This is a genomic window from Kitasatospora indigofera, assembly GCF_014655955.1.
GTDB classification, from domain to species: domain Bacteria; phylum Actinomycetota; class Actinomycetes; order Streptomycetales; family Streptomycetaceae; genus Kitasatospora; species Kitasatospora indigofera.
The window spans coordinates 56498-69012 of sequence record NZ_BNBO01000027.1 but is presented as its reverse complement, the minus strand read 5'-3'; the positions used below and the strand labels follow the sequence as shown (position 1 = coordinate 69012).

Genomic DNA, 12515 nt, shown 5'->3' with positions numbered 1-12515 from the left:
GCTTCCGACAGGGGGTACGAAAGATGTTCATCAGAAGCATGGACGAGATCAAGGCCGTCGACTGGGGCAACGGCACCAGTCACCGGTTCCTGCTGGAGCGGGACCGGATGGGGTTCACCGTCTGCCACACCGTCGTGCGGGCCGGCAGCAAGTCGAAGCTGGAGTACCGGCGCCACCTGGAGGCCTGCTACTGCATCGGCGGGTCCGGCCAGGTGGTGAGCGCCGAGACCGGCGAGAGCTACGAGATCCGGCCCGGCGTGCTGTACGCGCTGGACGAGCACGACGCCCACTTCCTGATCGCCTCGCCGCACGAGGACCTCGAACTGGTCAGCGTCTTCAACCCGCCGTTGCACGGCGAGGAGCGCCACCAGCTCGACGGCGACGGCTTCTCGCACTACTGAGCGGCCGGCCGGCACCTGACCACCACCACGCGGGGGAACCGATGCAGTGGAACGAGGACCAGAAGGCCCTGCGGGCGGCGGCCGCCGCGCTCGGGGCGGTGATCGGTGACGGCCACCTGGAGCGGGACGCCGACGCGAGCTTCTCCCGGGACGGCTGGAAGCGGCTGTGCGAGGCGGGGCTGCCCGGGCTGCCGTTCGAGCCGGAGTACGGCGGCCTCGGGCAGTCCCTGTCGACCACGATGTACGTCCTGGAGGGCCTCGGCCACAGCTGCCGGGACGCGGGGCTGAACTTCTCGGCCTCCACCCACCTGGTCAGCGCGGGCGTCCCGGTGCAGCGCTTCGGCTCGGCCGAACTCAAGCGCCGCTTCCTGCCGGGCATCGTGGACGGCAGCACGATCGGCGCGCACGCCATCACCGAGGCGGACGGCGGCTCCGACGTGATGGGGATGCGGACCACCGCCGTCCCGGACGGCGAGGACGCCTTCGTGCTGAACGGCTCCAAGGCCTTCGTCAGCAACGGCCCGATCGCCGACCTGATCGTGGTGTACGCCAGGACGGGCCGGCCGGGCAACCCGGCCGGGCTGACCGCCTTCCTGGTCGAGCGGGACACGCCCGGCCTCACCGTGGGCCGGCCGATCGCCAAGATGGGCCTGCGCAGTTCGCCGCTGTGCGAGCTGTTCCTGGACGACGTCCGGGTGCCGAGGTCGCAGGTGATCGGCTCGGTCGGGGCGGGGTTCCTGGTGCTCGACCACGTGATGAAGTGGGAGATCCTCTGCTCCTTCGTGATCAACGTCGGTGAGATGCAGCACCGGCTGGAGCAGTGCGTCTCCTACGCCAGGACCCGCCGGCAGTTCGGCCGGCACATCGGCTCCTACCAGTCGGTCTCCAACCTGATCGTGGGGATGCGGATCGACGTGGAGACCTCCCGGAAGTGGCTGTACGACACGGCGGAGAAGATCGTCGGCCGCGAGAACGCGGCGGTCGACGTGGCGATCAGCAAGCTGGTGGTCAGCGAGGCCAACGTCCGCAGTGCGCTGACGGCCATTCAGATCTACGGCGGACACGGCTACATGGCCGAGGTGGGGCTGGAGAAGGAACTGCGCAACGCCGTCGCGGGGACGCTCTACTCGGGGACGACCCAGATCCAGCAGCAGCGGATCGCCGCGCTGATGGGCCTGGGCCGCCCCGCCCCGGCCCGAACCGAACAGGGGTTGGAATGACTACCGACGAACTGCTGAAGCCGACCGAGTTCCTCGACTACGAGTCCGCGACCGTGCGGGCCTTCGTCAGCAAGGCGCTGCCCGAGCCCGAGCGGCTCACCGAGGTGGAACGGGCGGTCGCGCTCTACTACGCCGTCCGCGACGGCATCAACTACGAGGTGTACGACGCCGACCTGTCCCGGGAGGGCCTGCGGGCCAGCTCGGTGCTGGAGCGCGGCAAGGGCTTCTGCGTGCACAAGTCGATCGTGTACGCGGCCGCCGTCCGGTCGGTGGGGGTGCCGAGCCGGATCGTCTACGGCGACGTCCGCAACCACCTGGCCTCCGAGCGGCTGCGCCGGCTGGTGGGCGGTGACGTGTTCCGCTACCACAGCTGGACGTCCGTCCGCCTGGAGGGCAGCTGGCTGAAGGCCACCCCGGTCTTCAACAAGATGCTCTGCCGGCTCTACCGGATGCGGCCGCTGGACTTCGACGGGCGCTCCGACAGCGTCTACCACCCCTACGACCTCGAAGGCCGTCGGCACATGGAATTCCTGCGTGACCGCGGGGAGTTCGACGACGTCCCGTACGACCAGGTGGTGGGCGGCATCAGGGACGCCCATCCGCTGCTTTTCGCAGGATCGCACACGACCACATCAGGCTCCCTCATGGACGAGGCGGCCGCAGAGGGAGGCTCCGATGGTGGACAGGGTTAAGTTCCAGCTCGACGACAAGGACGTCCCGACCACCTGGTACAACCTGGCGGCGGACCTGCCGGGGGCACCGCTGGCCCCGGCGCTCAGCGCCGCGACCGGCGCCCCGCTCGGCCGCGACGAGCTGGCGGCGCTCATGCCCGAGCCGCTGATCGACCAGGAGATCGGCACCGAGCGGGAGTTCGAGATCCCCGAGCCGGTCCGGCAGATCTACGCGATGTGGCGCCCGGCCCCGCTGTTCCGGGCCCGCCGGCTGGAGCGCGCGCTGAACACCCCGGCGCGCATCTACTACAAGTACGAGGGGGTCTCGCCGGCCGGCAGCCACAAGCCCAACACCGGCATCGCCCAGGCCTTCTACAACAAGGAGGCGGGCAAGACCGGGCTGGTCACCGAGACCGGCGCCGGCCAGTGGGGCAGCGCCACCGCGCTCAGCGCGGCCTTCTTCGGGATGACCGCCAAGGTGTTCATGGTGCGGGTCAGCTTCGAGCAGAAGCCGTACCGCAAGTCGCTGATGGAGACCTACGGCGCGGTCTGCACCCCCAGCCCGAGCATCGAGACCGCGGCCGGCCGGGCCATCCTGGCCGCCGACCCCAAGTCGCCGGGCAGCCTCGGCATCGCCACCTCGGAGGCGCTGGAGACGGCGGCCGGCGATCCCTCGCTCGGCTACGTGCTGGGCAGCGCGGCCAACCACGTGCTGGCCCACCAGACGGTGATCGGCCAGGAGGCGCTGCGCCAGATGGAACTGGCGGACGACTACCCGGACATCGTGATCGGCGCGGCCGGCGGCGGCAGCAACCTCGCCGGGCTCGCCTTCCCGTTCCTCGGCGCGCAGCTGCGCGGCGGCCCGGACGTCCGGATCATCGCGGTCGAGCCGGCCTCCTGCCCGACCCTGACCCGCGGCCGGATCGCGTACGACTACGCCGACACCGGCCGGGTCGGCCCGCTGTTCCGGATGCACACCCTCGGGCACTCCTTCGTGCCGCCGGCGATGCACGCGGGCGGGCTCCGGGCGCACGGGATCGGCCCGCTGATCAGCCGTACGGTCGAGGACAAGCTGATCGAGCCGGTGGCCGTCGCGCAGACCCGGTGCTTCGAGGCGGGCGTGCAGTTCGCCCGCACGGAGGGCATCCTGCCGGCGCCCGAGTCCACCCACGCGATCCGGGTCGCGATCGACGAGGCGGTCCGCTGCCGGGAGGAGGGCCGCTCGCAGGCGATCCTGTTCGGGCTGTCCGGGCACGGACACTTCGACCTGGTCGCGTACGAAAAGTACTTCGCGGGCAGTCTGGAGGACGACGTGCTGGACGAGGCGGTGCTCGCGGCGGCCGACGCCAGCATCCCCGCGCTCTGACCGGACCGGTCGACGGCGCCTCGCTTCGACCGCCCGTGCGGGCCGCCCCCACCCGGGGCGGCCCGCGCCGGGCGGCCCCGGAAGGACGAACATGACGGACGGACAGAAGGCCGGCCAGACCGGCGGCCTGTGGCGCGGGGTGGCCCCGCTGACGGGGTTCGCCGCGCTCACCGCGGCGGTCGACGTGTACGCGGGCAACCGCCTGCAGTCGCTCGACCCGCTGGCGATAGCGGCGGTGTCGTTCTCGCTGACGGCCGTCTTCTTCCTCGGCCTCGACGTCGCCCGCAAGGGCCTGGCGGCGGCCCTGCGGCCGCTCTCGGCCCAGCGCCTGGACGTGCTGGCGCTGAACGTCTCCACCGCCGTCACCTGGCTCTCCATGCTCTACGCGCTGAAGTACCTGGAGCCGGCGGTGGTGAACGTGGTCGGCCTGGCGATCGGCCCGGTGCTGACCCTGGTGTTCGGACCGCTGCTGCGCCGGGGCACCACGGTGCTCCGCGCGGAGGCCCTGGTCTCGGCCGGGATCTGCCTCAGCATCGCCGTCCTGGTCTGGGGCTCGGTGACCGGACGCAGCGGGGTCGGCCCGGTGGACGCCGGGGACGCCGCGCTCGGCCTGGTGCTGACGCTGGTCTGCGGGCTGGCGTCGACCGGCAACGTCATCTACTCCAAGCGGCTGAGCGAGGCCGGCCTCGGGCCGCAGTCGGTGCTGTCGGTGCGGTTCTTCCTGACCATCGTGGTGACCTGGGCGGCGGTGGGCCTCAGCGACCAGCCGCGGCTCGGCGCGGTGTTCCTCCCGGCGGCGGTGATCGCGGTGATCGGGGTCGGCCTGCCGCTGTACCTGATCCAGGTGGGCATCAAGCACACCGAGCCGATCACCGCCTCGCTGCTGTGCACCCTGTCGCCGCTCTTCGCCTACCTGCTGCAACTGCCCGACCGGCGGCTGACGCAGTCCACGCTGACCCTGCTCTGCATCCTCGTCATCACCCTGCTGGTCGGGGTCGGCACGGCGGCCCGCGGCCGCCACGACCGGCGTGAACGGGAGGCCGCGGCCCGGCCCGCACCCGTGCCGGCCGGGGCCGCCGGCCACCCGGCCGGCGACCGGGCCGCCCGCGCGGCCCTCGGTACGGACACCCAAGGAGAGCCCTCGTGACAACCGCCGTCGTCGACGCCTACGGGATCGCCCGGTTCCTGCCCGCCGCCCTGCGGCGGCACGGCGTCGAGTACCTGCACGTCCGCTCCGAGGAGCCGGACATCCACCTGGCCTACCGGCCGGAGGACTTCCCGGTGGACATCCGGCACGAGGGCGACCTGGCGGCCACCGCCGCCCGGCTGCGCGAGCACGGGGTGGACTTCGTGGTGGCGGGCGCCGAGTCGGGCGTGCTGCTGGCCGACGCGCTGTCCGCGGAGCTGGGCACCCCCGGCAACGGGATGACCCGGCCCACGGCCCGCCGGGACAAGTTCGCGATGGCCGCCGCGGTCAAGGAGGCCGGCCTGGCGGCCGCCGAGTCGCTGCTCTCGGCCTCGGCGGACGAGACCGTCGCCTGGGCGGAGCGGCTCGGCGAGTGGCCGGTGGTGCTGAAGCCGGTGGCCAGCGCCGGCACCGACCACGTCTTCTTCTGCGACTCGCCGCAGGAGATCCGCACCGCGCACGCCACCGTGCTGGCCGCGGTGGACCGCTACGGCCGGCGCAACACGCAGGCACTGGCCCAGCAGTTCCTGGACGGCGACGAGTACTTCGTCAACACCGTGAGCCGCGACGGCGTTCACCACATCGTGGAGGTCTGGCGCTACCACGACCTCCCGAAGGGCGGCGGCCGTTCGATTCCGCCCGCCTTCGAGCACCCGGTGCCGCCGGAGGACCCGGCCGCCCGGCAGCTCGGGGAGTACGTGCTGAAGGTGCTGGACGCGCTGGAGATCCGCAACGGCTCGGCGCACACCGAGGTGATGCTCACCGCGCGCGGCCCGGTGCTGGTGGAGTGCGGCGCCCGGCTCGGCGGCGCGCACCTGCCCGACGTGGTGAACCGTGCCATCGGCACCGACCAGGTGGACCTGCTGGCCCTGGCCATCGCCCACCCCGAGCGGATCACCGGCCGGACCCTGCCGCCGTACCGGCTCCTCACCCACCTGCGCTACCTCAACCTGATGAGCCCCCGGGACGGGGTCGTCCCGTCCGAGGAGGGCTGGGCGGAGGTCCGCGCCCTGCCGTCCTTCCTGGACATGGTGCTCACCATCCCGCCGGGCAAGCCGGTCGCCCGCACGGTCGACCTGGCCACCGTGCCCGGCTACGTCTACCTCAGTTCCGACGACGCCGACCAGGTCGAGGCCGACTACCGGCGCCTGCGGCAACTGGAGGAGGGCGGGCTGTACGACGCCTGAGCGCCGTCCGCCCCGCCGTTCCGCCCCGTCACACCGTTCCGTCCCGTCACACCGTCCGACCCCGTGAAGCCGTCCGACCCTACGAAGGTGGAAGTCATGACCCAGGCCATACCGAACCTCGGCGAGCTCGGCAGCATCCCCGCCGAGTACGTGCATACCGAGAAGACCATCCGCCCGGACGAGGAGCTGCTGCTCCCGACCGCGGTGTTCAAGTGGTACGACATCTTCCGCGCCGACCAGGACGTCCCCAAGGACGTCCGCGAGGAGGCCCAGGACTGGCTGCGCTCGGAGGAGGCGGCCGGGCGGCTGGAGCTGCGCCAGGAGATCGGCTACGCGCTGCTGCACCGGGCCGGTGACAAGTACTTCCTGATGATCTGCGTCTGGCGCAACATCAACGAGCTGCACACCGGCCTGTACTTCAAGGACGACGCGGGCTTCCTGCCCTACCCCGTCCGGGCCGAGGTGCCGCGGCCGACGATGGACATCCTGGAGCTGGACGTCACCTCGCACGAGCGGCGCGGCTGGTCCCGCTACCTGAGCTCGGACCGCGACGAGGCGGCCAAGCAGGCCTACCTGGACGACCGCTGCACGGGCATCCTGGTCTGACCCGTCCGGCCCCGGCGGTACGTCAGGCCTCCGCACCGCGCCCGACGTACCGCCACACCACCTCCAGCGCCACCCCGGCGATCATCGCGATCGCCACCCCCGCCCACGGGTCGCGGGTGCCGGCCAGCGAGAGCTGGAAGAAGTCCGACAGCCACGGCACCAGCAGGACCAGCGCGAACGCCCCGCCCATGGTGGCGATCAGCAGCAGCCGCCACCAGTTGTAGGGCCGCGCGACGATCGCCAGCACCCAGATCGCCACCAGGAACAGCGTCAGGGTGGCCACGCTGGTGTCCGCCTCCAGGTCGGTGTCGTGGTTGGCGCGGGCCAGCGCGTACGCGGTGAAGGTCGCGGTGCCCGCGATCAGCCCGCCCGGCACGGCCAGCCGCAGCACCCGCCGGACGAAGCCCCGCCGGGCCCGCTCGTTGTTCGGGGCCAGCGCCAGGAAGAAGGCCGGCACGCCGATGGTCAGGGTGGAGAGCACCGTGGAGTGCCGGGGCAGGAACGGGTACGGCGAGTGGGTGCAGATCACCAGGATCGCCAGCAGCACCGAGTAGACCGTCTTCACCAGGAAGAGGGTCGCCACCCGCTCGATGTTGCCGATCACCCGGCGGCCCTCGGCGACCACCGAGGGCAGGGTGGCGAAGCTGTCGTCCAGCAGCACGATCTGCGCCACCGCCCGGGTCGCCTCGCTGCCGGAGCCCATCGCGACGCCGATGTCGGCGTCCTTGAGGGCGAGCACGTCGTTGACGCCGTCGCCGGTCATCGCCACCGTGTGCCCGCGCGCCTGGAGGGCGCCGACCAGTTCGCGCTTCTGCTGCGGGGTGACCCGGCCGAAGACGGACGTCCGGTCGGCGGTGTCGGCCAGCTCCTCCGGGTCGGCGGGCAGCGTCCGGGCGTCCACCGGGTGCTCCGCGCCGGGCAGGCCCAGGTTGGCGGCCACCGCGCCGACCGAGACGGCCGCGTCGCCGGAGATCACCTTCGCCCGCACCTGCTGGCTCTCGAAGTAGCGCAGGGTGTCGGCCGCGTCGTCGCGCAGCCGCTGCTCCAGCACCACCAGCGCGAGCGGCCGCAGGCCGGCGGCCGGGTCGGGGGCGTCCAGCGGGACGAGCGTGCGGCCGAGCAGCAGCACCCGCAGGCCCTTGGCGCCCAGCTCGTCGACCTCGGCGAGGGTCGGGTGCCCCTCCGCCAGCAGGACGTCGGGCGCGCCGAGCAGCCAGCTGGCCTCGGCGCCCTGCGGTTCCAGCAGCTGCACCCCGCTCCACTTGCGGGCCGAGGAGAACGGCATCGCCTCGATCACCCGCCACTCGCCGCCGGAGCCGGCGGCGCTGCCGTAGGCGTCGATGATGGCCCGCATGCTGGGGTTCGGCCGGGCGTCCGCCCCGGCCAGCACCCCGAGGGCGGTGCGCAGCACGGCCGGGTCCACCGGGCCGTCGGCGCCGTCCGCGCCCGGCGGGCCGTCCGCCCCCGGCACCTCGGCCGCGCGGGGCGGGCCGGCCGGCGCCGGCGGGCCGGGCAGCGGCCGCAGCTCGACCACGTCCATGCCGCCCTCGGTGAGGGTGCCGGTCTTGTCCAGGCAGACCGTGTCGACCCGGGCCAGGCCCTCGATCGCCGGCAGCTCCTGCACCAGGCACTGCTTGCGGCCGAGCCGCACCACGCCGATCGCGAAGGCCACCGAGGTCAGCAGCACCAGGCCCTCCGGCACCATCGGGACGATCCCGGCCACCATCCGCCGGACGGCCTCGCGCCAGTCGCTGCCCTCCACCGCCAGCTGGCTGATGATCAGGCCGATCGCGGTCGGGACCAGCAGCCAGGTGATGAACTTCAGGATGCTGTCGATGCCGCTGCGCAGCTCCGAGCTGACCAGGGTGAACCGGCTGGCCTCCTCGGCGAGCTGGGCGGCGTACGCCTCGCGGCCGACCCGGGTGGCGCTGAAGGCGCCGGCGCCGGCCACCACGAAACTGCCCGACATCACCTGGTCGCCGGGCAGCTTGAGGACGGGGTCGGGCTCGCCGGTCAGCAGCGACTCGTCGATCTCCAGGCCGTCCGCCTCGGTCACCTCGCCGTCGACGATCACCTTGTCGCCGATGCCGAGCAGCACGGTGTCGTCCAGCACGATCGCGGCCACCGCCACCTGTTCGACCCGGCCGTCCCGGCGGACCTGCGGCTTGGCCTCGCCGATCAGGGCCAGGCTGTCCAGGGTCCGCTTGGCGCGCATCTCCTGGATGATCCCGATCGCCGTGTTGGCCACGATGACCAGCCCGAAGAGACCGTCCTGGATCGGTCCGACCACCAGGATGACGGCGAACATGACGCCGATGATCGCGTTGAACCGGGTGAAGACGTTCGCCCGGACGATCTCCTTCACCGAACGGCTGGACCGCACCGGCACGTCGTTGACGGCACCGCGGGCGACCCGTTCGGCGACCTCGGCCGCCGTCAGCCCGCCGCGCCGGCCGGGGACGAGCCCCAGCGGATGGGCACCGGGGGCGGACCGCGGTGCGCCGCCGCTCCCGTTGTCGGCGGTGTCTTCCGCGGGCTGCGTCATGGCACCGACTGTACGGGCGCGACATGTCCGGTGCGTGGTGGTAACAGCCGATTCGGTCCGACCGGGTGGCCGGGGTCGGAGGCCGCGCGGCGAGGCTCGTCCGACGGGTCCCGCCGCCCGTCGCCCGCCGTCGCCCGCCGTCGCCCGTCGCCCGCCGTCGGGCGGGGCCGGGCCGGTCAGTCGTTGGCCGGGCTCTGGCCGTTCGTCTCGTGCTCCGGTCCGCCGGCGGCCGTGGTGGCGGCGGCCCGGTCACGGGCGATGGCCGCCCGCCGGGCCCGGCAGTACCAGAGGCCGATCAGGCCCAGGCCGGCGCCGGCCAGGCAGATCCACTGCCAGTCGCCGCGCCCCTGCGCGGCGAGCGTGCTGTGGAAGGGGAGCAGCACCAGGAAGGCGACGAACCACAGGACCGTGCCGCCGCCGACGATGGCGACGTCGTTCGCCTCCAGGGGCGGGGGGGAGGGGCGCAGCGCGGTCTTCGGCATGGGCCCTAGAGTACGGCCGGCGTGGCGGTCCTGTGCAGCGCCCATCCGGCGGAGGATGATCGGAGGAGTGCCGGGGGCGACCGGTCCATGCCCGCCGAATGTGCGTTCTACGCGCGAAGATAGCGCGTGCACGACCAAGGTCCTCATACTTGGATCTCCGGCCGGCCCCGGCGTGTCGCCTTGACCACCCCCAGGTCTGCCCGGATCGCCCGGCCGCCGACGCTCGGGTGCACGCCCTCTCCTCCGCCCCCACCCGAGGATGCACGTATGCCAGTGGCCCAGCCGACCACCGAGTCGCCCGAGCCTTCCCCGACGACGCCGGCCCCCTCCGGCGCCCTCGACCGTTTCTTCAAGATCTCCGAGCGGGGCTCCAGCCTCTCCCGCGAGGTCCGCGGCGGCGTCGCCACCTTCTTCACGATGGCGTACATCCTGGTCCTGAACCCGATCATCCTGTCGAGCGCCGTCGACATGAACGGGCAGCACCTCGACAGCGCCCAGCTGGTCACCGCGACCGCCCTCACCGCGGCACTGACGACCCTGTTGATGGGCGTGATCGGCAACGTCCCGATCGCCCTGGCCGCCGGCCTCGGCGTCAACACCATCGTCGCCCTGCAGCTCGCCCCCAGGATGACCTGGCCGGACGCGATGGGCATGGTCGTGCTGGCCGGCTTCGCGATCATGCTGCTGGTGGCCACCGGGCTCCGCGAGCGGGTCATGAACGCGGTGCCGCTCGGCCTGCGCAAGGCCATCGCCATCGGCATCGGCCTCTTCATCGTGCTGGTCGGCCTGGTCGACTCCGGCTTCGTCAGCCGGATCCCGGACGCCGCGCACACCACCGTCCCGCTCCAGCTCGGCAGCAACGGGCACCTCAACGGCTGGCCGGTGCTGGTCTTCATCCTCGGCCTGCTGCTGACCCTCGTCCTGCTGGTCCGCAAGGTGCCCGGCGCGATCCTGGTCAGCATCGTGGTGATGACCGGCGTCGCGCTGGTGATCGACAAGCTCGCCGACATCCCCGCGATGAGCTGGGGCCTGACCGTCCCGGCCTGGCCGGGCAACCCGGTCGCCGCGCCCGACTTCGGGCTGGTCGGCGAGGTCAGCCTGTTCGGCGGCTTCGGCAAGGTCGGCATCCTGACCGGTGTCCTGTTCGTCTTCACCGTCCTGATGAGCTGCTTCTTCGACGCGATGGGCACCATCCTCGGCGTCGCCGACGAGGCGCACCTGCTGGACCGCAACGGCGACCTGCCGGGCATCAACAAGATCCTGATGGTCGACGGCATCGCCACCGCCGCCGGCGGCGCCACCTCCGCCTCCGCCAACACCTGCTTCGTCGAGTCCACCGCCGGCGTCGGCGAGGGCGCCCGCACCGGCTTCGCCTCGATCGTCACCGGCGGGCTGTTCGCGGTGGCGCTGTTCCTCACCCCGCTGGCCACCATGGTCCCCGCCCAGGCCGCCACCCCGGCGCTGGTCACGGTCGGCTTCCTGATCCTCGCGAACTCCATCCGCGAGATCGACTGGAGCGACTACACGATCGCCATCCCGGCCTTCCTGACCATGGTGATGATGCCGTTCACCTACTCCATCACCAACGGCCTGGGCATCGGCTTCATCACCTTCTGCGTGCTGCGGGTGGCCGTCGGCCGGGGCCGTGAGGTCCCGGTGGCGATGTACGGCGTGGCGGCGGTCTTCGCCTTCTACTACCTGATGCCGGCCCTCGGGCTGCTCTGACCCACCCCGCCGTGCCCGGGCCGCCACCGGCGCCCGGCCGGCACCGCAGGACGGGCCCCACCGCGTGTGCGCAGCGGTGGGGCCCGTCCGCGTCCGGCCACCGGGCCGGGGCCGCCCGGCGTCCGGCGTCCGGCGTCCGGCGTCCGGCCGAGTGTGCGAACTCCCGGCCGCGGCCGTCCTTCCGGTGGTCTACTGCAAGGACCCTCAGGCGGAAGGAAGGCGACAGGTGGACGAGAGCGACGCGCTGGCCGAGCGGTTCGAGGAGCACCGGTCGCACCTGCGGGCGGTGGCCTACCGGATGCTCGGCTCCCTCAGCGAGGCCGACGACGCCGTCCAGGAGACCTGGCTGCGGCTCGGCCGGACCGACGTCGCCGAGGTGCAGAACCTCGGCGGCTGGCTGACCACGGTGGTGGCGCGGATCTGTCTGAGCGGGTTGCGCCGGCGCGCGCAGCGCGGCGAGGACTCGCTGGAGGTGCGGATGCCGGACCCGGTCGTCGGCCGGGCGGACGTGGTGGACCCGGAGCACGAGGTGCTGCTGGCCGACTCGGTCGGGCTGGCGCTGCTGGTGGTGCTGGAGTCGCTGACGCCGGCCGAGCGGATCGCCTTCGTGCTGCACGACATGTTCGCCGTGCCCTTCGACGAGATCGCCCCGATGATCGAGAAGTCCGCCGCCGCGACCAGGCAACTGGCCAGCCGGGCCCGCCGCCGGGTGCAGGGGCAGGCCCCCGCGCCGGACCCGGACCGGGCCCGGCAGCGCGAGGTGGTGGCCGCGTTCTTCGCCGCCTCCCGGGACGGCGACTTCGACGCGCTCGTCGCCGTGCTCGCCCCGGACGTGGTGCTGCGGTCCGACGGCGGCGCGCTCCGGGCCGGCCGTACGGTGGTGCTCCACGGCGCGGGGACGGTGGCCTCGCAGGCGCTCACCTTCCGCAGGCTGTCGCCGTTCGTCCGCCCCGCGCTGGTCAACGGGGTGGCGGGGGTGGTGGTGGCCACGGCCGGCCGGGCGATGTCCGTGATGGCCTTCACCGTCACCGGCGGGCGGATCGTCGCCATCGACGTGATCGCCGACCCGGACCGGCTCGGCAAGCTCGACCTCGCGGGCCTGGAGGCCTGAGGCCTGAGCCATGGA

General features: G+C 72.8%; 11 protein-coding genes. 9 read left to right on the top strand and 2 right to left on the bottom strand.

Annotated elements, in window-relative coordinates; genetic code table 11:
- Positions 1 to 23: 23 nt before the first annotated feature.
- The 7 genes from IE329_RS22550 (at position 24) to IE329_RS22520 (ending at position 6637) form a co-directional block, all read left to right on the top strand.
- Entirely contained in the window at positions 24 to 401 is a 378-nt protein-coding gene (locus IE329_RS22550) for an ectoine synthase (RefSeq protein WP_190212769.1), read from the top strand.
- Between the two features lie 41 nt (positions 402 to 442).
- Positions 443 to 1621 (top strand): acyl-CoA dehydrogenase family protein, encoded by a 1179-nt coding sequence (locus IE329_RS22545; RefSeq protein WP_190212768.1) that lies wholly within the window; start codon positions 443 to 445, stop codon positions 1619 to 1621.
- Entirely contained in the window at positions 1618 to 2313 is a 696-nt protein-coding gene (locus IE329_RS22540; RefSeq protein WP_190212767.1) for a transglutaminase-like domain-containing protein, read from the top strand. Before IE329_RS22545 ends, IE329_RS22540 begins: the two co-directional genes overlap by 4 nt.
- Positions 2297 to 3658: a TrpB-like pyridoxal phosphate-dependent enzyme gene (locus IE329_RS22535; RefSeq protein WP_190212766.1), complete on the top strand. Its 1362-nt coding sequence runs from the start codon at positions 2297 to 2299 to the stop codon at positions 3656 to 3658. The genes IE329_RS22540 and IE329_RS22535 overlap by 17 nt, the downstream gene beginning before the upstream one ends.
- Before the next feature lie 91 nt (positions 3659 to 3749).
- Positions 3750 to 4805 (top strand): DMT family transporter, encoded by a 1056-nt coding sequence (locus tag IE329_RS22530; RefSeq protein WP_190212765.1) that lies wholly within the window; start codon positions 3750 to 3752, stop codon positions 4803 to 4805.
- Positions 4802 to 6031, top strand: a complete 1230-nt coding sequence (locus IE329_RS22525) for an ATP-grasp domain-containing protein (RefSeq protein ID WP_190212764.1) — start codon at positions 4802 to 4804, stop codon at positions 6029 to 6031. The genes IE329_RS22530 and IE329_RS22525 overlap by 4 nt, the downstream gene beginning before the upstream one ends.
- A 96-nt stretch (positions 6032 to 6127) precedes the next feature.
- Positions 6128 to 6637, top strand: coding sequence for a hypothetical protein (locus IE329_RS22520; protein WP_190212763.1), 510 nt, complete (start codon positions 6128 to 6130; stop codon positions 6635 to 6637).
- Between the two features lie 22 nt (positions 6638 to 6659).
- Here the strand turns inward: IE329_RS22520 and IE329_RS22515 are convergent, their stop codons facing one another.
- Both IE329_RS22515 and IE329_RS22510 read right to left on the bottom strand, forming a co-directional pair.
- Positions 6660 to 9182, bottom strand: coding sequence for an HAD-IC family P-type ATPase (locus IE329_RS22515; RefSeq protein WP_190212762.1), 2523 nt, complete (start codon positions 9180 to 9182; stop codon positions 6660 to 6662).
- A 176-nt stretch (positions 9183 to 9358) separates the two neighbouring features.
- Positions 9359 to 9664, bottom strand: coding sequence for a DUF2530 domain-containing protein (locus tag IE329_RS22510; protein WP_190212761.1), 306 nt, complete (start codon positions 9662 to 9664; stop codon positions 9359 to 9361).
- Positions 9665 to 9931: 267 nt separating this feature from the next.
- Here IE329_RS22510 and IE329_RS22505 point away from each other — a divergent pair, with 267 nt between their 5' ends.
- Both IE329_RS22505 and sigJ read left to right on the top strand, forming a co-directional pair.
- Positions 9932 to 11389 (top strand): NCS2 family permease, encoded by a 1458-nt coding sequence (locus IE329_RS22505; protein ID WP_190212760.1) that lies wholly within the window; start codon positions 9932 to 9934, stop codon positions 11387 to 11389.
- Between the two features lie 226 nt (positions 11390 to 11615).
- A complete protein-coding gene (gene sigJ / locus IE329_RS22500; protein WP_190212759.1) occupies positions 11616 to 12500 on the top strand; it encodes an RNA polymerase sigma factor SigJ in 885 nt (294 codons plus the stop codon).
- Positions 12501 to 12515 lie beyond the last annotated feature (15 nt).